The 19,211-nt window shown below is 70.2% G+C and carries 15 protein-coding genes; 8 read left to right on the forward strand and 7 right to left on the reverse strand.

The annotated features are described in order from the left end of the window. Window positions 1-52: 52 nt before the first annotated feature. The gene (locus tag AB0J90_RS06095) at window positions 53-2,167 is read right to left on the reverse strand and encodes a catalase (RefSeq protein ID WP_363592681.1); all 2,115 of its coding nucleotides are present in this window, start codon (window positions 2,165-2,167) and stop codon (window positions 53-55) included. Window positions 2,168-2,279: 112 nt separating this feature from the next. Beyond that, window positions 2,280-3,488, reverse strand: a complete 1,209-nt coding sequence (locus tag AB0J90_RS06100) for a threonine synthase (RefSeq protein ID WP_363592683.1) — start codon at window positions 3,486-3,488, stop codon at window positions 2,280-2,282. A gap of 206 nt (window positions 3,489-3,694) precedes the next feature. Between AB0J90_RS06100 and AB0J90_RS06105 the strand changes: the two genes are divergently transcribed. The 4 genes from AB0J90_RS06105 (at window position 3,695) to AB0J90_RS06120 (ending at window position 8,576) form a co-directional block, all read left to right on the forward strand. Next, window positions 3,695-4,480, forward strand: a complete 786-nt coding sequence (locus tag AB0J90_RS06105; protein ID WP_363592684.1) for an aldo/keto reductase — start codon at window positions 3,695-3,697, stop codon at window positions 4,478-4,480. Window positions 4,481-4,693: 213 nt separating this feature from the next. Beyond that, on the forward strand, window positions 4,694-6,529 hold the full coding sequence (locus AB0J90_RS06110) for an IPT/TIG domain-containing protein (protein WP_363592686.1): 1,836 nt from the start codon (window positions 4,694-4,696) through the stop codon (window positions 6,527-6,529). 107 nt (window positions 6,530-6,636) lie between these two features. Further along, the gene (locus tag AB0J90_RS06115) at window positions 6,637-7,026 is read left to right on the forward strand and encodes a TOBE domain-containing protein (protein WP_363592688.1); all 390 of its coding nucleotides are present in this window, start codon (window positions 6,637-6,639) and stop codon (window positions 7,024-7,026) included. A 494-nt stretch (window positions 7,027-7,520) separates the two neighbouring features. Next, window positions 7,521-8,576: a hypothetical protein gene (locus AB0J90_RS06120; protein ID WP_363592690.1), complete on the forward strand. Its 1,056-nt coding sequence runs from the start codon at window positions 7,521-7,523 to the stop codon at window positions 8,574-8,576. A gap of 76 nt (window positions 8,577-8,652) precedes the next feature. Here AB0J90_RS06120 and AB0J90_RS06125 read toward each other — a convergent pair whose 3' ends face one another. Next, the gene (locus tag AB0J90_RS06125) at window positions 8,653-9,813 is read right to left on the reverse strand and encodes a cellulose binding domain-containing protein (RefSeq protein ID WP_363592692.1); all 1,161 of its coding nucleotides are present in this window, start codon (window positions 9,811-9,813) and stop codon (window positions 8,653-8,655) included. A gap of 250 nt (window positions 9,814-10,063) precedes the next feature. Continuing rightward, window positions 10,064-10,858, reverse strand: a complete 795-nt coding sequence (locus tag AB0J90_RS06130) for an IclR family transcriptional regulator (protein WP_363592694.1) — start codon at window positions 10,856-10,858, stop codon at window positions 10,064-10,066. Between the two features lie 144 nt (window positions 10,859-11,002). Here AB0J90_RS06130 and eda point away from each other — a divergent pair, with 144 nt between their 5' ends. From eda to ctaD, 4 genes are all read left to right on the forward strand, one after another. Beyond that, a complete protein-coding gene (gene eda / locus AB0J90_RS06135; protein WP_363592696.1) occupies window positions 11,003-11,638 on the forward strand; it encodes a bifunctional 4-hydroxy-2-oxoglutarate aldolase/2-dehydro-3-deoxy-phosphogluconate aldolase in 636 nt (211 codons plus the stop codon). Further along, a complete protein-coding gene (locus AB0J90_RS06140) occupies window positions 11,635-12,738 on the forward strand; it encodes a sugar kinase (protein WP_363592697.1) in 1,104 nt (367 codons plus the stop codon). The genes eda and AB0J90_RS06140 overlap by 4 nt, the downstream gene beginning before the upstream one ends. A gap of 117 nt (window positions 12,739-12,855) precedes the next feature. Further along, on the forward strand, window positions 12,856-13,962 hold the full coding sequence (locus tag AB0J90_RS06145) for an FAD-dependent monooxygenase (protein ID WP_363592955.1): 1,107 nt from the start codon (window positions 12,856-12,858) through the stop codon (window positions 13,960-13,962). A gap of 192 nt (window positions 13,963-14,154) precedes the next feature. After that, window positions 14,155-15,912 (forward strand): cytochrome c oxidase subunit I, encoded by a 1,758-nt coding sequence (gene ctaD / locus AB0J90_RS06150; protein WP_363592699.1) that lies wholly within the window; start codon window positions 14,155-14,157, stop codon window positions 15,910-15,912. Between the two features lie 78 nt (window positions 15,913-15,990). Here ctaD and AB0J90_RS06155 read toward each other — a convergent pair whose 3' ends face one another. From AB0J90_RS06155 to AB0J90_RS06165, 3 genes are read right to left on the reverse strand one after another with little or no spacing between them, the layout of a single operon-like run. Then, window positions 15,991-17,250 (reverse strand): MFS transporter, encoded by a 1,260-nt coding sequence (locus tag AB0J90_RS06155; protein ID WP_363592957.1) that lies wholly within the window; start codon window positions 17,248-17,250, stop codon window positions 15,991-15,993. Between the two features lie 53 nt (window positions 17,251-17,303). Beyond that, window positions 17,304-17,885: an isochorismatase family protein gene (locus tag AB0J90_RS06160; protein ID WP_363592701.1), complete on the reverse strand. Its 582-nt coding sequence runs from the start codon at window positions 17,883-17,885 to the stop codon at window positions 17,304-17,306. A 31-nt stretch (window positions 17,886-17,916) separates the two neighbouring features. Next, entirely contained in the window at window positions 17,917-19,203 is a 1,287-nt protein-coding gene (locus AB0J90_RS06165) for a nicotinate phosphoribosyltransferase (protein ID WP_363592703.1), read from the reverse strand. Window positions 19,204-19,211 lie beyond the last annotated feature (8 nt).

The following is a 19,211-nucleotide window of genomic DNA, read 5'->3' on the forward strand; positions in this document are numbered from 1 at the left end:
GGAATAGCCACTCATTCTCTACAAAAGCGCGTTTTCTGCGGGGGCGCGTTGGTTAGGCGGGGACGACGTCCAGGGGGCGGTCGAAGTGGCGGTGGTGGGCTATGTCTTCGACGAAGGCGGCTACGAAGTCGTCGCTTGCCGGGCCGGTCGCCGACTGCACGATCACGCCGGCTGCCCGGCCGACGCCGCTGCGGTCCGGTACGGGTGCGGTCAGCCCGGCCTGGTTGAACACCGCCAGTCCGCCGCCGAGTACGCCGATCGGCTTCGCGTGCTTGTACGCCTCGGCGACGAAGTGCACCGCGTACCCGTCCCCGGTCAGCGCCAGCGCGGCGTCCTCACCGGCCGGCAGCACCACCGCGTCGTAGAGGACCGAGGCGACGGTGGTGATCGCCCGGGTGACCGGCAGGTCGACGCCGTCGGCGGTGGTGACGTTCCCGTCGACCGGTGCGAGCAGTTCCACGGTGGCACCGAGCTGGGTCAGCGCCTGCTCCAGCACGGTGACGCTCTCCCGGTCCACCCCGTCGGTGACCAGGACCGCGATCTTCCGGCCGAGGATCGTCTCCCGGGCCGTGTCGGCCTGGCTCAGCGCGGGGGAGCGGCGGCCGTGGTTCTCGCCCTCGGGCTCCGGTGCGGGCACCCCGATCCCGGCCGCGACCGCGGTGGCCAACTGGTGGTCGATCCGGTTGAGGTGCGTCACCATCAGCGCGCGGATCGGCAGCCGGGTCACCTTGCCCAGCTCGAACCGGTACGCGGCCACGATGTGCTGCCGTTCCCAGTCCGACATGCTGTTCCAGAACAGGGTCGCCTGGCTGTAGTGGTCGGCGAAGGTGGCGCTGCGGCGCCGTTCCTTCGGGCCGTCCACCGATTCGGGGTACGTGACGTACGGCTGCTCGTCCGGCCCGGCGATCACCGGTCCGTCGCCGCCGATCGAGTGCGGGTGGTAGTTGGCCGGACCGCGCCGGATGGTCTGCTGGTGGAAGCCGTCCTGCTGGTGGTTGGCGACCGGCGCGACCGGCTGGTTGATCGGGATCTGGGCGAAGTTCGGGCCGCCGAGCCGGGTGAGCTGGGTGTCGAGGTAGGAGAAGAGCCGGGCCTGCAACAGCGGGTCGTTGGTGAAGTCGATGCCCGGGACCACGTTGCCGATGCAGAACGCCACCTGCTCGGTCTCGGCGAAGAAGTTCTCCGGGTTGCGGTCGAGCACCATCCGCCCGACCGGGGTCACCGGCACCACCTCCTCCGGAATGATCTTCGTCGCGTCGAGCAGGTCGATGTCGTCGAAGCCGAACTCCTGGTCCTCCGGGATGAACTGCATGCCGAGCTCGTACTCCGGGAAGTGGCCGGCGTCGATCGCCTCCCACAGGTCCCGGCGGTTGAAGTCCGGGTCCTTGCCGGCGATCTTCTGTGCCTCGTCCCAGACCAGCGAGTGGGTGCCGAGCACCGGGGTCCAGTGGAACTTCACGAACGTCGACCGGCCGCTCGCGTCGACCAGCCGGAACGTGTGTACGCCGAAGCCCTGCATCGTGCGGAAGCTGCGCGGTAGCGCCCGGTCGGACATCAACCAGATGACGTGGTGCATCGTCTCCGGTTGCAGCGACACGAAGTCCCAGAACGTGTCGTGCGCCGAGGCGGCCTGCGGCATCTCGTGCTGCGGCTCCGGCTTGAGCGCGTGCACCAGGTCCGGGAACTTGATCCCGTCCTGGATGAAGAAGACCGGCATGTTGTTGCCGACCAGGTCGAAGTTGCCCTGTTCGGTGTAGAACTTCGTGGCGAAGCCGCGTACGTCGCGTGGGGTGTCCGCCGAACCCCTGGATCCCTGCACGGTCGAGAACCGCACGAACACCGGGGTACGCACCGACGGGTCGTGCAGGAAGGTGGCGGCGGTACGGTCGGCCAGCGACTCGTACACCTGGAAGTAACCGTGCGCCCCCGACCCGCGCGCGTGGACCACCCGTTCCGGGATCCGCTCGTGGTCGAAGCGCATGATCTTCTCGCGCAGGTGGAAGTCTTCCAGCAGGCTCGGCCCGCGCGCGCCCGCACGCAGCGAGTTGTCCGTGTCCGATACCCGGATCCCCTGGTCGGTGGTCAGGTACCCGGTCAGCGGATCGACCTCGGCGGCGGCGAGTTGCCGAGACTTGGCGGTGGGTTCGGACTGCGGTCGCGGCGTCATCGCGGATCCTCCCGAGGCAAGCGGTACGCGTGGTCTGTCCCATAATCGGGACCGATCAGATGCTTACCGTGATTCTGCGCTGATCAGGCGCGCCTCGGGTGGTTTCAAGCACTTATGGGCGTGGCAGCACCGGGAGGTTGTCGGCGTCGATCGTCTCCGGGTACTTCAGGCCGGCGCCGGTGTTGAGCACCACCACCCGCTCGTCGGCCCGGATCCAGCCACCGGCCCGCAGCTGCTTCGCCGCGGTCAGGCAGGCCGCGCCCTCGGGACAGAGCAGCAGCCCCTCACGGGCACCGAACTCACGCAGGTCGGCCAGGATGTCCTCGTCCCGTACGGCGATCGCGGTGCCCGCGGTGTCCCGCAGCGCGTCCAGGATCAGCTCGTCGCCGAGCGGCGCCGGTACGGTGATGCCGAACGCCACCGTCTGGGCGTCGACCCACGGCTCGGCCCGCCGGGCACCGGAACCGAAGGCGCGCACGATCGGGGCGCAGCCGGTCGACTGGACCGCCACCAGCCGGGGGAAGCGGTCGCCGATCCAGCCGAGCTGCCGCATCTCGTGCAGCGCCTTGTGGATGCCGATCAGCCCGACCCCGCCCCCGGTCGGGTAGAGGATCACGTCCGGGACCTGCCAGCCGAGTTGCTCGACGATCTCGTACCCCATGGTCTTCTTGCCCTCGAGCCGGTACGGCTCCTTGAGCGTGCTGGCGTCGAAGATCGGGCCCTGCGCCGAGTCCGCCGACGCGGCGATCAAACCGGCGATGTAGCGCCCGGCGTCGTTGATCAAGCCGTCGATCAGGTGCAGGTCCGCTCCGGCGGCGATGCACTCCCGGCGGGTGATGGTCGGTGCGGCGACCGGCATCGCGATCGTCGCGCCGATGCCGGCACGGGCGGCGTACGTGGCCCAGGCGGCGCCCGCGTTGCCGTTGGTCGGCATCGCCACCCGGCGGATCCCGAGCTCCTTGGCCCGGGAGATCCCGACGGCCGCGCCGCGTGCCTTGAAGGAACCGGTCGGGATCAGTCCCTCGTCCTTGATCAACAGTCCGGGAAGGCCGATCCCGGCGCCGTAGCGGGGAGCGGCCACCATCGGCGTCCAGCCCTCGCCGAGCGTGGTCACGTACGCCGGGTCGGCCACCGGGAGCAGTTCACGGTAGCGCCACAGGTCGGCCGGACGGTCGGCGAACTCCGCCGGCTTGACCGCGGCGGCCACCGCGTCCAGGTCGTACCGGGCGAGCAGCGGGGAGCCGCAGGAGCAGAGGTTCTGCGGCTGGTCGGCCTCGGCGGTGTCGCCGCAGCGCGGGCACTCCAGGTGGGTCAGGTACACCGGTCTCCTCGGGTGGTCCGTGCGGCGGGCGGCTCCGGACGACGTCCGCGACGGGACACGGTCCGAAGATCAGAAACTGTACGCCGGGCGGCTGACCGGGGGTACGCAGCCGTCCGTTGCCGTCCGGGTGGTCACCGCCACCGGTATTGTCCCCCTGGTCGGGCGACCCCGTGCATGGTCCCGGCTGCTGCGGGTAGGAGATCACTATGACCTCATCTGTGGACCAACCGACGGTCGCCCTGCCGGGCGAGGTGGCCATGCCGCTGGTCGGCTTCGGCACCTGGCAGGCCACCGGTCGGGCCTGTTACGAGGCGGTACTGGTCGCGCTGGAGGCTGGATACCGGCACATCGACACCGCCACCGCGTACGGCAACGAGGACGAGGTGGGTCGGGCGCTGCGGGACAGCGGGGTGCCGCGCGAGGAGGTCTTCCTCACCACCAAACTCCCGCCCGAGCACGCCGGACACGAGCGGCGGACGCTGGCCGCGAGCCTGGCCGCCCTCGGCACCGACCACGTCGACCTGTGGTTGATCCACTGGCCGCCGCAGCGCGGTGGTGGGCTCGACACCTGGCGGGAGTTCGTCGCCGTACGCAACGAGGGGCTGGCCCGGGCCGTCGGCGTGAGCAACTACAGCACCACCCAGCTCGACGTGCTGATCCAGGCGACCTCGGTGGCGCCCGCGGTGAACCAGATCCGTTGGGGCCCGTCGCTGTACGACCCGGCGCGGGAGGCCGAGAACCGGCAGCGCGGGGTGGCGCTGGAGGGGTACAGCCCGTTCAAGAGCACCGACCTGCACGATCCGGTGCTGGTCGAGATAGCCAGGGCGCACGGCGTCACGACGAGCCAGGTGGTGCTCCGTTGGCACATCGACCACGGGGTGGTGGTGATCCCCAAGTCGGTCACGCCGGACCGGATCAGGGCCAACTTCGACGTGTTCGGCTTCTCGCTGAGCGACGACGAACTGCGCCGGATCGACGGCCTCTCCGGCTGAACCCGAGCCGGGTACGGCCTCCAAAAAATCGGATAGTTTGCTAGATCTGGACGCTTGCGGTACGATCAGTCCGTTTTCGTCGTAACCGCCCTCTAAGTGGCTTCGTTACATGGATCGGGTTCCAGTAGTCCTTCCCGGCAGTCGGGAAGAGTCTGGCTTGATCTTGAGACGAGGCGAATGGTGCGTCCTTTCTGGCGGAACACATCAACGGCAGTGTTGGCCCTGGCGCTCACCGGTGCGGCAACGCTCGGACTGGTGACGCCGGCTCTCGCGGCGGCGGGCGACGCGAGCGCCCGGGGCCTCGTGACCGACCTCGACGCCGAGGTGCTCGGCGTTACGGTGATCAGCGCGAACGACACGATCGGTACGGCGACCGCACCGGCCGGCTTCGGTACGGACAGCGAAACCGCGGTCCCGATCGTCGTACCCGGCGCGGTCGGCGTGGTGTTCGGCGGCACGGTGGACGTCAGCGCCACCCGCGCTCCCGGTATCTCCCTGGCGTCGAGCACGATCCAGGGGCTCTCGATCGGCGTCCTCGGCATCAGTGCGATCTCCGCCGACGAGATCTCCGCGGATGTGACCTGCCCGGCCATCGGCACGCAAACCGCTGCCACCGTGGTGAACAACCTGCGGGTGTTCGGCGCACCGGTCGTCCTGGTCGCCAACGCCCCGGCGACCACCAGGAGTGCTCCCGTCACCGTCGCCGGCGTGGCCGACGCGGCGCTCAACATCTCGTTGACCCGCGTCGAGACGGTCACCGCGGGCGGGGCCACCGCCAGCGGCGTGATCGCCGCGGTCACGCTCACCGGCACGGTGGTGGTGCCGATCAACATCAACGTGGGCAGCGTGATCCTGACCGAGGCCACCTGCGAGCGTGCGTTGCCCGCGGCGGCACCGACCGCCGCGACGATCGTCCCCAACTCCGGACCGCAGTCCGGCGGACAGCAGGTGACCATCACCGGCACCAACTTCATCCCCGGTGGCACGACCGTCACCTTCGACGGCGTACCGGCCACCAACGTCGTCGTCGCCCCGGCCGGCACCTCGCTGACCGCCACCACCCCGGCCGGTGAGGTCGGCCCGGCGTCAGTTGTGGTCAGCACCTCCAGCGGCGACTCCGACTCGCTGGCGTACACGTACATCGCCGACGGCAGCGACGCGGTCATCACCAGCCTGGCCCCGACCTTCGGCCCCACCGCGGGTGGCACCACCGTCACCATCGTCGGCAGCGGCTTCGAGGGCGTCACCGGAGTGACCTTCGACGGGATTCCCGGCACCGGCTTCACCGTGAACCCGGCGGCGACCGAGATCACCGTGGTGACCCCGAGCAACGCGGCGGGCCCGGCCGTGGTGAACCTGGTCTTCCCGGCCGGTACGGCGCTCGCGCCGGTGTTCACCTTCGTCGCACCGACGATCACCGACGTCGTACCCGACACGGGCCCGACCTCGGGCGGCACCAGCGTGACGATCACCGGTACCGGCTTCACCGGCGCCACCGGGGTGACCTTCGGCGGCAACCTCGGCACCAACCTGGTGGTGAACGGCGCGGGCACCTCGCTGACCGTCACCACGCCGGTCGGACCGGTCGGACCGGTCGACGTGGTCGTACTCCTGGAGGGACCGGACGCCACCGCGCCGGACGGCTTCACCTACGTGCTGGCCGCGCCCACCATCAGCGACCTCGACCCGGACCAGGGCCCGACCGGTGGCGGCACGACCGTCACGGTCGACGGCAGTGGACTCGTACCGGGCGCGACCATCGTGAACATCTGCGGGCGGTCCATCCCGGCCACCGCGGTCACGGTCAGCCCCGACGGCCTGTCGCTGACCTTCGTGACCCCGCCCTGCGCGAGCGGGAACACCACCGTAAGCGTGACCACCGAGCTGGGCAGCTCCAACGGCCTGCCCTTCCGCTACGTGGCGGGTGGCCTGCCGGTCACCGGTGCCTCGGTGGGCACGCTGCTCACCGTCGCGCTGCTGCTGATCGGTGCCGGAGCGGTGGCACTGATGGTGATCCGCCGCCGTACGCGGCTCTCCTTCACCGTCTGATCCACCGGCACGTCTGATCCACCGACAACCGATCCGGGCTCCTGGGCATCCGCCCCGGAGCCCGGATCCGTTCGATGCCGGCGTGGGTACGGCTCTAGGGTGGTCGGGTGGCGACGTATCGGATGGGCGAGGCGGCCGAGCTGCTCGGGGTCAGCGTGGACACGGTACGGCGCTGGGTGGACGCCGGCCGGCTCACCGCGACCAGGGACGAGCACGGCCACCGCAGCATCGCCGGTACGGATCTCGCCGGCTTCGCCCGGTCGCTCGCCGAGACTCCCGACGGTGGCACCGGCCGCTCCTCGGCGCGCAACCGGTTGCGTGGCATCGTGACCGCGGTCAGCCGGGATTCGGTGATGGCGCAGGTCGACATCCAGGCCGGACCATTCCGGGTGGTGTCGCTGATGAGCCGCGAGGCGGTCGACGAACTCGGCCTGGACGTGGGGTCCACCGCGGTCGCCGTGATCAAATCCACCACCGTGGTGGTGGAACGAGCCTGAGCGCTCGATCGAGCCTTAGGAAGGTCCCCTTCCTATACGAAAAAGCGATAAGAAGGGTCCTTCCTTACCGATTGGTGGGATGGGTACGCGCGCTCGTCCAATTCGGATCGTGAGTGGTGTGCACCTCTGCGTGAGGAGTTCGTTTGTCGTAACCGGTTCCGGGGCGCCGGCCGCGCCGGCTGCCTCCGGTGACGGCCCGATCGACCACCGCGGTTACTCAGAGTGTTGTGGCGGGGCTCATTGAGCAATGTTGTCTTGCTGCCCTGACCTGGTGTATTACCGATCTGGACGCCCGCACTGTCAATTCCGTGACTAACGGTCAGTATGTGTGGTGCCGCTGCGCGTTGCCCGTGGATTTTCTCGCCGATCTAGGGCAAAGTGGCCTCACCCACGTGACCGAACCACTCGACCCGCCCTGCATCCGAGGGAAAAAGGTCGGGCGCAGCGGGTGTGTGGAGATATAGGGACCTGGGGTGGAGCCATGGGGAGGCGCAATGACGAACAATGAGGTGAACCGCGGCGGCGCAGTGCCGCCGATGTGGGGGCACTACAGCGAGTCGGAACCCGATTTTGCCACCTGTCTGCTCTATCTGGACTGTGGCGACGATCCGTCCCGCAGCCTCGCGCTGCTGGAGCACTGGTACGACGAGGCCTGCCGGCTGCTGCTGCCGTTCGTACAACCGGCGGGGGCGCCCGAACCGTGGCTGTCGCTGAGCGCGTACGAGCAGAACCCGGACGGGCGGGCCCGCCGTCGCCGGCCACAGCGCTGGGTGGACGGGCTGACCGAGGGGCTCTACCAGCTCTCGGCGCACTGGGCCGACGTCGACCCGGCGGCCGTCGCCTCCGAACTCGAACTCTACGTTTTCCGGTTCGCGCACCAGCGGCACCTCAAGTTGCAGGTGTCGGTGGGCTTCGAGGGCCGTCCAGGACGCCTCGCGCAGGTGCTCCCGGCACTGGTCGAGCTGACCAGGCGGGTCGGCGACGTGGCCAACCCGTCGTACGGCGAGATCGTCATCAACGCCGGCACGGTGGCGCCGGCCACCCTGCTCGACTCGGTGCTCGCCCGGCCGGTCGAGGAGTCGGCCCAGTCCAGCCGCGGTTACCTGCGCGGCTACGAGTGGGTGACGCTCTGCCCGGAGGAACTGGTCGCCCGCCTCGGTGGTGTCGCCGCGCTGCGGGAAACCGGTGCGTTCGCCGAGGTCGTGCCGCTGTCGTACGGTGGCGCGCTGCTGCGGGCGACGTACTCGCCGGCCGACTACCGGGGTGACCGCGTACGGGCCGTGTTCCAGGCGCTCGCACCCGTGCTGCCGCCGGGCGAACCGCGCGATCTGCCGGCCGACCTGCCGGGGCAGGACCTGAGCCGGTTGGTCTTCGCCGACGCCGGATACCCGTACGGGGCACTCGCCCTCGGTGCGCCGTTGCCCCCCAAGGGTGGCGGTGCCGCGGCGGCACCTTCCCGCCCGCAGCAGCCCGTGCAGGCGATGGCGCCGCAGGGCTGGGCCGGCTACGGCTCGCCCGGCGGTGCGGCACCCGTACGGCGCGATTTCTGAGCCCCTGGTCGTCCGGGTCCGGTGGGCCGCGTCCCGGACGACCAGGGGTGGCGTGAAGCTCAGCCCCGGTGGTGGCTCAGCCTCGGGTGCAGGCGGTGCCGTTCAGGGTGAAAGCGGTCGGCGAGGTGTAGCCGCCGCTGTGCGTGCCCTGGTGCCCGAAGGTGACCGTGGCGCCGGGGGCGATGGTGCCGTTCCACCCGATGTTCCGGGCGGTCACCGCTGACCCGCTCTGGGTCACCGTGGCGTTCCACGCGCTGGTCACCTGCTGCCCGGACGGCAGGCTGTAGGCCAGCGTCCAGCCGTTGACCGGGCTGGATCCGGTGTTGGTGATGCTGACGTCGGCGGTGAAGCCGTTCTGCCAGGAGTTCGAGGTGTAGCCGACGCGGCAGGCACCGGTGCCCGGGTTCGTCGGCGGCGTGGTGGGCGGTCCGCCGGTGGGCGGTGTGGTCGGCGGGTTGGTGGGTGGCGTGGTCGGCGGGGTGCCGCTGTTGACCGCGGCGGCGAACGAGGTGACGCCGAGCCCGGCGCCGCCCTGCCACGGCTCGAAGCCGGCCTGGATGCTGGTCAGGTACCAGGAGTTGGTGATCGCGCCCCGGTTGCGTACGTCGTTGACGAAGTCGAGCACGCTGAAGTTCCAACTGGTGATCGCCGACGGCGCGAGGTACGAGATCACGTTGTTGCCGCCGTTGTTGCCGGTCCACACCTCCCAGCTGCGCCCGCCGACGGTCGCACTGCCGGTACGCGACCCGATCGGCTGGATCGAGCCCTGCCGGTTGAACCAGATCATGATCTCCATCTGGTTCACACCGGTCGTCTTCGGCGCCGGATCGAGCCAGATGTCGTACGACGCGTTGTAGGTCGCGCCGCCGACGTACGTGTAGTTGATGCTGCTGGTGGCGCTGCTGATCCGGCTGACCTGGAGCGGCAGGTTGCTGCCCGGTGAGCAGTTGCCGTAGTGGCACCCGAGATACACCGACGGGTACGACACCGGCGCACCGTTGGTCGGCGCGGAGCCCTGCTGGCTGAGCACCGAGAAGCCGGTCGAGGTGACGTTGATGCACTGCTGGGCGGTGGTGCCCCAGCGGTTGTTCTGGACCACGTAGCGGCCCTGGATCGTGGTGGTGCCGTATTGCTCGCAGATCTGGGTGTCGGCCTGGGCGGGGCCGGCGGCCACGATGGCGACGAGCGAGCCCGCGACGAGCAGGCCGGCCGCCGCGATGGCGCGGACGGTTTTCATGGGGTTCTCCTAGGACGGTGGGTGGCCGTGGAGACGATGGCTGGTGCGGGTGTGCCGGAGCGGTTTCTGGTGGCAGAGTGTTGGTTGGCGGCGGGATGTTCCCTGGTGGCAGAGCCGGGAGCGCTCCCACCGCTACGCAATACATTTACATGCGTCAAAGTGAAGCGCAACCTGCGACCCTGACCCCGTACGCCCCGCGCCCTCGTGGGTGTTCCGCGACCTGAACGCCGTACCCCTGTAGGGTCGGGGTTCAGAGGGCGGGTAGGAGCGGGCGCGCGGCTCGGATCTGGGCCAGGGTGGTGCCGAGGGCGGCGACGATCCGCGCCTCGCTGGTGTCGTCGAGGCGGCTGGCCGGGACGGAGAGGCTGATCGCGTCGGTGGCCGGGGCCTGCAGCGGTACGGCCATCGCGAAGCAGACGATGCCCTCGGTGTTCTCCTCGCGGTCCATCGCGTAACCGCGGGACCGGATGGTCGCCAACTCCTCGTGCAGCGCGCCGGGGTCGGTGATGGTCCGCGCGGTGAGCGCGGTCAGCGGCCAGTGCAGCAGCCGGTCGACCGCCTCGTCGGGGCGCTCGGCGAGCAGCACCTTGCCCAGCGCGGTGGCGTGTGCCGGCAGGTGGCGGCCGATCGCGCTGTAGAGCCGCAGCGGGTGCACCGACTCTCGCTTGGCCAGGTAGACCACGTGCGGACCGTCGAGCCGGCCGAGGTGGACCGTCTCGCCGAACTGTGTGGCGAGCTGGTCGAGCACCCCGCTGAGCAGCCCGGTCACCGTGTCCGTCTCCAGGTAGGCCGCGCCCACCTGCAGGGCGCGTACGCCCAGCCCGAACCGGGTGCCGGTGGGGTCCGCCTCGACCCAACCGCGCTGGATCATCGTGCGCAGGATGCCGTGCAGGCTGCTCTTCGGGATCGCCAGCGCGCGGGCCAGTTCGCCCAGGGAGCGGGGACCGGCGCCGTCGGCCAGCGCCTCCAGCACGTCCAGGGTCCGCCCGGCGGACTTCACCGGCTGGAAGGCCTCGCCCCTGGTCGCGTCGGCGGTGCTCGTCATGTCGGTCACTCTAGCCCGCTTGACAGCCGGTACGGCCGCAGTAGGGTCACGTATGTGACTAGCGTTCATCATCCTGAACAATCATCGGATTCGACATCGGCTGCGGCTCCATCGGCCGCCGGGGCCGGCGAGGGACGGCACTCGGTGCCGTCGGCCATCGCGGCGGGGCGGATCCTGCCCGTGGTGGTGCTCGAAGACGCGGCCGCGGCGGTCCCGCTCGCTGCCGCACTGACCGCCGGCGGCCTGCACACCGTCGAGGTGACCTTCCGCACCGACGCCGCCGCCGAGGCCATCGCGCTCATGTCCGAGCGGCCGGACCTGCTGGTCGGCGCCGGCACCGTACTCACACCCGCGCAGGTCGACCGGGCGGTGCAGGCGGGCGCCCGGTTCGTGGTCAGCCCCGGTTTCGGGTCCGCGGTGGTGAAGCACTGCCAGGAACTCGGCGTACCGGTCTTCCCTGGCGCCGCCACCGCGACCGAGATCCAGATGGCCCTCGACGCCGGGCTGGACACGGTCAAGTTCTTCCCGGCCGAGCAACTCGGCGGGCTCAACATGATCAAGGCGCTGGCCGCGCCGTTCCGCTCGGTCCGGTTCATCCCGACCGGCGGGGTCAACACCACCAACCTGCCCGACTACCTCGCCCACCCGGCGGTACTCGCGGTCGGCGGCACCTGGATGGTCGCCCCGGCCCTGCTCGCCGCCGGCAAGTGGGACGAGGTCACCCGGCTGACCGCCGCCGCCGTAACCGCCGCCCAAGCAGCCACCGGGAGTCAGGTGTGACCGTCATCGAGCTTCGTCCCGCCGACCAGTGCCGCTACGACCTGGTGTCGCTCGGGGAGATCATGCTCCGGCTCGACCCGGGTGAGGGTCGGGTGCGTACCGCCCGCGGCTTCCGGGCCTTCGAGGGCGGCGGGGAGTACAACGTCGCCCGCGGGCTGCGGCGCTGCTTCGGGAAACGGACCGCGGTGGTCACCGCGTTCGCCGACAACGAGGTGGGCCGCCTGCTGGAGGACCTGGTCCTGACCGGTGGCGTGGACACCTCGCTGATCAAGTGGCTGCCGTACGACGGGATCGGGCGCACCGTCCGCAACGGACTCAACTTCACCGAGCGGGGCTTCGGCGTACGGGGCGCGGTCGGCACCTCGGACCGGGGGCACACCGCCGCCAGTCAGCTCCGCGCCGACGACGTCGACTGGGACCACCTCTTCGGCACGCTGGGCGTGCGCTGGCTGCACACCGGCGGCATCTACGCCGCCCTCTCCGAGACCACCCCGGAGACCATCGAGGCGGCGATGTCCGCCGCGCGCCGGCACGGCACGGTCATCTCGTACGACCTCAACTACCGGCCGAGCCTCTGGCAGGCGGTCGGCGGGCAGGCGCGGGCGCAGGAGGTCAACCGCCGGCTGGCCCGCTACGTCGACGTGATGATTGGCAACGAGGAGGACTTCACCGCCTCGCTCGGTTTCGAGGTGCCCGGCACCGACGAGTCCCTCGCCGACCTGGACGCGGCGAACTTCCGCCGGATGATCGAGGCGGTGACCAAGGAGTACGACAACTTCCGGGTCGTCGCCACCACGCTGCGCACCGTACACAGCGCCACGGTCAACGACTGGGGTGCGGTCGCCTGGTCGGCCGACTCCGGATTCGTCGAGGCGACCCACCGGCCGGGGCTGGAGATCCTGGACCGGGTCGGCGGCGGCGACAGCTTCGCCTCCGGCCTGGTGTACGGGCTGATGGAACACGGTGACCTGGCCCTCGCCGTCGAGTACGGAGCCGCTCACGGCGCCCTTGCGATGACCACCCCCGGTGACACCTCGATGGCTAGCCGTAAGGAGGTCGAGGCGCTGATGAGGGGTGCCGGAGCCCGCGTACAGCGCTGATAATCGAAAACGGGAGGGCCAGGGCGCCACCCCGCGCGGTGCTATCGGTGAGCGATCGCACGGAGTAGCGTCTTGGCTTCAACGCGTGCCGAGTCCCCTCCCGGAGGCGTCACCAACATGCTCGGTTCCACCCTGCGCATCCTGATCGTCGGTGGGGGCATCGCCGGTCTGGCGACTGCCCGCGCCCTCCGGCTCGCCGGTTTCCGGCCGGAGGTCACCGAGTGGCAATCCGCGCCGATGGCGATCGCGGGCGGCATCTACCTTCAGGGCAATGCCGCCCGCGCCCTGCGTGACCTGGGCCTGGACAGCCCGGTCCGACCACTGGGCCAGGTGATCGGCCGGCAGCGTTTCCTCGACGTACGGGGGCGCCGGCTGTGTGAGGTGGACCTCGGTCTGCTCTGGGCCGGGGTGGGGGAGTGCCGGGCGCTGCCCCGTGCCGAACTGCACCAGGTGCTGCTCACCGCGGCCGGCGGCGAGGTCCGGTACGCCACCGGGATCAACACACTGGAGCTGACCCGCGAGGCCGTCGCGGTCACCTTCGACGACGGCCGGCAGGGCGAGTACGACCTGGTGATCGGTGCCGACGGCCGGCAGTCCACGGTGCGTTCGCTTGCCGCCCTGGGCGGTCCGGCCCGGCAGGTCGGCCAGATCGTCTACCGCAGCGTGGTCACGGGTGGACCCAGGGTCACCGACTGGACCGCGTTGCTCGGCCAGCACTCCGCCTTCGTGGTGGTGCCGATGGGCGCCGGCCGGCTGCACTGCTACGCCGACGAAACCTGTGCCGACCTGCCGGACGACCCGATCGCCCGACTACGGGAACGCTTCGCCGAGTACGGCGGCCCGGTGCCGGCCGTACTCGACGCGATCCGTTCCGTGCGGGTCGGTACGAGCGACGAGGTCGAGTTGGGACGCTGGTCGCGTGGGCGGGTGGTGCTGGTCGGTGATGCCGCACACGCCACCGCCCCGACCCTGGCCCAGGGTGCCGCGATGGCGCTGGAGGACGCCCTGGTGCTGGCCAGGGCACTGGTCGGGGCGGAAACCGTCACCGAGGCCCTGGCGCGGTACGAGAGTCGTCGTCGCCCCCGTACAAAATGGGTGCTGGACCGGACCCGCGACCGGGACCGCACCCGCGACGTGCCGCCACCGCTGCGCGATCCGTTGTTGCGCGGACGCGGCGCCCGGATCTTCGCCGAGCACTACCGGTTACTACTCGACCCCGCGTAACCGCGCACCGCGACGCCGCCGCCGCGGCGGAAGCCGGTGGACCGCCCCCGACGGCGCGTCCGGCCACCCGGCGCCGGAGCCGCCGCTGCTGGGGACTATTCTCGCCTCCGAGATACGGCCAACAGAGAATCAACAGCGCGTGCGGATCAGATCTGTGGGCGCAGTGGGACCAACGAGAACCGGAGGCCACTCGTGACCACCGTCGCACCGAAGCCGATCGTGACCCGGCCCTGGCCGGTCCGCCAGCCGGTAAAGGGTTCGGCCATCGCGCGGCTGCTGCGTACGACGGACGCGAAGCAGATCGGGATCATGTACATGATCACGGCTTTCGCGTTCTTCATGATCGGCGGCCTGATGGCGCTGCTCATGCGTGCCGAGCTGGCCCGGCCGGGACTGCAGTTCCTCTCGGCCGAGCAGTACAACCAGCTGTTCACCATGCACGGCACGATCATGCTGCTGTTCTTCGCGACGCCGATCGTGTTCGCGTTCGCGAACTACGTGGTGCCGTTGCAGATCGGCGCCCCTGACGTCTCCTTTCCCCGGCTGAACAGCTTCGCGTACTGGCTCTACCTGTTCGGCGGGACGATGGCGCTCGGCGGCTTCGTCAGCCCCGGTGGCGCCGCCGACTTCGGCTGGTTCGCGTACGCGCCGCTGAGCAGTGTGGAGAACTCGCCGGGTGTCGGCGCCAACCTGTGGATCGTCGGCCTGGCCATCTCCGGCCTGGGCACCATCCTCGGTGGCGTGAACATGATCACTACGATCCTCACGCTGCGTGCGCCCGGCATGACGATGTTCCGGATGTCGATCTTCACCTGGGCCATCCTGGTCACCAGCCTGCTGGTGATCATGGTCTTCCCGCTGCTCGCGGCGGCCCTGTTCGCGCTCGCCGCGGACCGGATCCTGGGTGCGCACGTCTTCGACGCGGCCACCGGTGGACCGATGCTCTGGCAGCATCTCTTCTGGTTCTTCGGCCATCCCGAGGTCTACATCGTCGCGCTGCCGTTCTTCGGCATCATCAGCGAGGTCATCCCGGTCTTCTCCCGCAAGCCGATGTTCGGCTACAAGGGCATGGTCGGCGCGATGATCGGTATCGCCGCGCTGTCGATGAGCGTCTGGGCGCACCACATGTTCGCCACCGGCCAGGTGCTGCTGCCGTTCTTCTCGTTCCTGAGCTTCCTGATCGCCGTACCGACCGGCATGAAGTTCTTCAACTGGATCGGCACCATGTGGCGAGGCCAGATCAGCTTCGAGGCGCCCATGCTCTGGGCGGTCGGCTTCCTGGTCACGTTCCTCTTCGGTGGCCTCTCCGGCGTACTGCTGGCCAGCCCGCCGGTCGACTTCCACGTCTCCGATACGTACTTCGTGGTGGCGCACTTCCACTACGTACTCTTCGGCACCATCGTGTTCGCCGTCTTCGCCGGCATCTACTTCTGGTTCCCGAAGATGTTCGGCCGGATGCTGGACGAGCGCCTGGCCAAGGTGCACTTCTGGCTCACCATGGTCGGCTTCCACACCACCTTCCTGGTGCAGCACTGGCTCGGCGCCGAGGGCATGCCCCGGCGGTACGCCGACTACCTGCCCACCGACGGCTTCACCACGCTGAACACGATCTCCACGATCGGCGCGTTCATCACCGGTATTTCCACGTTGCCGTTCATCTACAACGTCTGGAAGTCGTACAAGACCGGTCCGGTGGTCGAGGTCGACGACCCGTGGGGTCACGGCAACTCGCTTGAGTGGGCGACCAGCTCGCCGCCGCCGCTGCGTAACTTCGACCGGATGCCCCGCATCCGCTCCGAGCGCCCGGCCTTCGACCTCAAGTTCCCGGAACTGGCCGCCGGCCACTCGCTGGCCGGCCCGCCCGAGGGCGGTGCCAAGCCCCTGACCAGCGAGTCCGACGGCGGCGCCAGCTACCAGGAGGACGTCGCCTCCGACCGCGACCGCCCCTGACCCTGCAACCCACGCAAAGGCGCCGCCCCTTCGGGGCGGCGCCTTTCCGCATCCCCCAACCGCCCCTTCACTCGTTGATCATGAAGTTAGCGCGGATTTCTCGCGCTCAGAGTGCGTTAACTTCATGATCAACGACGGGTCGGCGGGGTTGGGGTGGGGGTGGTGGGGGGTTAGGGGGAGGGATAGGAGGGCGATCAGGGCGCCTAGGAGGCCGGTGGCGGCGAAGCCCCAGGCGGGGGACGACGCGTCGATCACGGCGCCGGCCAGCGGGGCGCCGAGGGCCACGCCGACGGTGATGGCGGAGCCGTGCAGGCCCATCGCCTCGCCGCGCACACTGGCCGGGACGAGCCGGCTGACCGCGTCGGCGGTGGCCGCCAGGGTCGGCGCGCAGAGCGCACCGGCGGGCAGCAGCGCGAGGCTCAGCAGCCACCACCGGCCGCCGCCGAGTCCGACCGGGATGGTCGCCAGACCGAGCAGTACGGTCAGCAGCAGCGGCGAGACCGGGCGGGACAGCGCGCCGTACGCGAAGCCGCCGACCAGCGAGTACGCCGCCCACATCGACAGCACCGCGCCGGTCCACCCGACCTGGTCGTGCTCGCGCAGCACCGCCACCACCGAGACGTCGGTGCCCCCGAGCACCAGCGTGCCGGCCACGCTGATGGCGAGCAGCCCGATCAGCCGAGGGGTGAGCCACTCCCGCCGCGCCACCGGCCGGCCGGGATCGGTCGCCTCCGCGGCGGTCCTGGTCGGCGGGTTGAGCACGAACAGGATCACCCCGGACAGGGCCATGCCGGCACCGATCGCGAACATGGTGACCTCGGGCGAGACGGTGGTGGCCAGCAGCACGGCCAGCGCCGGCCCGGTCATGAAGGACACCTCGACCGACATCGAGTCCAGCGCGTACGCCTGCCGGCGCCGCTCCGGCGGGACCAGCGCGGCGATCGACTGCCGGACCACGGAGAAGACCGGCAGCGTCAGCAGACCGCCGAACAGCACCGAGCCGAGCAGGACCGGATACGACAGGTGCGGGGCGGTGAGCCAGAACACCGCCGAGGCGAGCGTGGTCAGCAGCAGCACCGGACGCAGGCCGCGCCGGTCGACCAACCGGCCCAGCAGGGGTGCGCCGAGGGCCGAGCCGACGGTCATCACACCACCGACGGCACCGGCTGCGGCGTAGCCGTACCCCATTCCGACCACGTGCAGGGTCAGCACCACGGCGGAGGCCGCCATCGGCACCCTGGCCAGGATCGACACGAGCAGCAGCGGCCGGAGCCCAGGCAGCGCGAGCGTTTTCCGGTAAGGCTTCAAATCCAACACGGTCCGTACCTCCCGGACCATCTTGGCCCAGGGGTGGGACACCACCGCCAGCGGGTTTTGCCGCCCGGCCCGGCTCAGCGCCCCTGGATCACCGGTTCACCCAGGAGTGTGATCCCCGCCTCGTCCAGCTCGGTGACCGTCTGGTCGGTGGTCAGGCGGGCCACCCCGGCGGTCAGGTCGAGCAGCACGGTGGTGGCGAAGCCCTCCCGGGCGGCGTCCAGCGCGGTCGCCCGTACGCAGTGGTCGGTGGCGATACCGACCACGTCCACCGTGTCGACCTCGCGCTCGCGCAACCACTCGGCCAGTGCCTGGCCGCCGTCCGACAACCCCTCGAACCCGGAGTACGCCGCGGACCGTTCCCCCTTGCGGAACACCGCCTCGATCGGGTCCGTACGCAGGTTCGGGTGGAAATCCGCACCCGGTGTCCCGGCCACGCAGTGCTCCGGCCAGGAGTCCACGTAGTCCGCCGGCTCACCGAAGTGCGCGCCGGGGTCGACGTGGTAGTCCTTCGTCGCCACCACGTGCTGCCACCGCTCAGGTTCGGTTTCCAGCAGCGCGGAGATGCTCGCCGCGATCTCGGCGCCACCGCCGACCGGGAGCGAGCCGCCCTCGCAGAAGTCCTTCTGCACGTCGACGATGATCAGTGCTCTGCTCATCTGGGTAACGCCTTTCGGATCGTCTCGCAGGTCAGCTCGTCGGCACCACGGTGACCGGGATGGTCGGGTCCCCGGCGGAGAGCTTCAGCCCCTCCCAGGGGATCGAGATGAGGCACTGCCGCAGGTGCTCGCGGGACTCGACCAGGCCGGGCAGCTCCACCGGCTCGCCCGCGACCACGAAACTGCGCTGCAGCAGCCGGTCGTTGGGCCGGTGGTCGGGCACCCCCTGGGAGACCACGATCTCCTCGGTCGCCGTACCGGTCGGCTTGTGCCGGCGGATCGCCACCTTGCGCCCGCCGACGGTCGCCTTGTTCTCCGACCGCTTCACCACCGGGCGCCCGTCGACCTCGACCAGCTTGTAGACCAGCCCGGCGGTGGGGGCGCCGGAGCCGGTGACCACCGCGGTACCGGCGCCGTACATGTCGACCGGTTCGGCGGCGAGCGCGGCGATCGCGTACTCGTCCAGGTCGCCGGAGACGATGATTTTCGTTTCGGTGGCGCCGAGCGAGTCGAGCAACTCCCGGGAGTGGTGCGCCAGCACCGACAGGTCACCCGAGTCGATCCGGATCGCCCGCAGGTCCGGCCCGGCGACCGCGATCGCGTTCCGGATGCCCTGGGCGATGTCGTACGTGTCGACCAGCAGCGTCGTACCCTTGCCCTGCGCCGCCACCTGCGAGGCGAACGCGGTCGCCTCGTCGTCGTGCAGCAGCGTGAACGCGTGCGCGGCGGTACCCGCCGTCGGGATGCCGTAGCGCTGCCCCGCCGCCAGGTTCGAGGTGAAGCCGAATCCGGCCAGGTACGCCGACCGGGCGGCGGCGACCGCGGCCTCCTCGTGCGCCCGGCGGGAGCCCATCTCGATCACCGTACGGCCGCGGGCGGCGGTCACCATCCTCGCCGCGGCGGCGGCGATCGCACAGTCGTGGTTGAGCACCGACAGGGCCAGCGTCTCCAACATCACGCACTCGGCGAAGGTGCCGGAGACGGTCAGGATCGGCGAGCCGGGGAAGAACAGCTCGCCCTCGGCGTACCCCTCGATGTCGCCGGTGAAGCGGAACCGCGACAGCCAGGCGGCGGTCTGCTCGTCCACCACCCCGGCCTCGCGCAGCCAGTCCACCTCGGCGGAGTCGAAGCGGAACTCACGGATCAGCTCGACCAGACGGGCCGTGCCGGCGACCACGCCGTAACGCCGGCCGGTGGGCAGCCGGCGGGTGAACACCTCGAAGACGCACTGGCGGTCGGCGGTGCCGTCCTTGAGGGCGGCACTGACCATGGTCAGCTCGTAGTGGTCGGTCAACAACGAGGAATGAGGACTGCTCACCCGTCTAG

The sequence above is a fragment of the Micromonospora sp. NPDC049523 genome (genome assembly GCF_040676775.1).
In the GTDB taxonomy this organism is placed as follows: Bacteria; Actinomycetota; Actinomycetes; order Mycobacteriales; family Micromonosporaceae; genus Micromonospora_G.

Coding starts and splice junctions, on each gene's coding strand:
- AB0J90_RS06120 (WP_363592690.1), top strand. CDS start 7,521: ATGACGAACAATGAGGTGAACCGCGGCGGCGCAGTGCCGCCGATGTGG.
- AB0J90_RS06155 (WP_363592957.1), bottom strand. CDS start 17,250: ATGGTCCGGGAGGTACGGACCGTGTTGGATTTGAAGCCTTACCGGAAA.
- AB0J90_RS06095 (WP_363592681.1), bottom strand. CDS start 2,167: ATGACGCCGCGACCGCAGTCCGAACCCACCGCCAAGTCTCGGCAACTC.
- AB0J90_RS06125 (WP_363592692.1), bottom strand. CDS start 9,813: ATGAAAACCGTCCGCGCCATCGCGGCGGCCGGCCTGCTCGTCGCGGGC.
- AB0J90_RS06105 (WP_363592684.1), top strand. CDS start 3,695: ATGACCTCATCTGTGGACCAACCGACGGTCGCCCTGCCGGGCGAGGTG.
- AB0J90_RS06160 (WP_363592701.1), bottom strand. CDS start 17,885: ATGAGCAGAGCACTGATCATCGTCGACGTGCAGAAGGACTTCTGCGAG.
- AB0J90_RS06145 (WP_363592955.1), top strand. CDS start 12,856: ATGCTCGGTTCCACCCTGCGCATCCTGATCGTCGGTGGGGGCATCGCC.
- AB0J90_RS06130 (WP_363592694.1), bottom strand. CDS start 10,858: ATGACGAGCACCGCCGACGCGACCAGGGGCGAGGCCTTCCAGCCGGTG.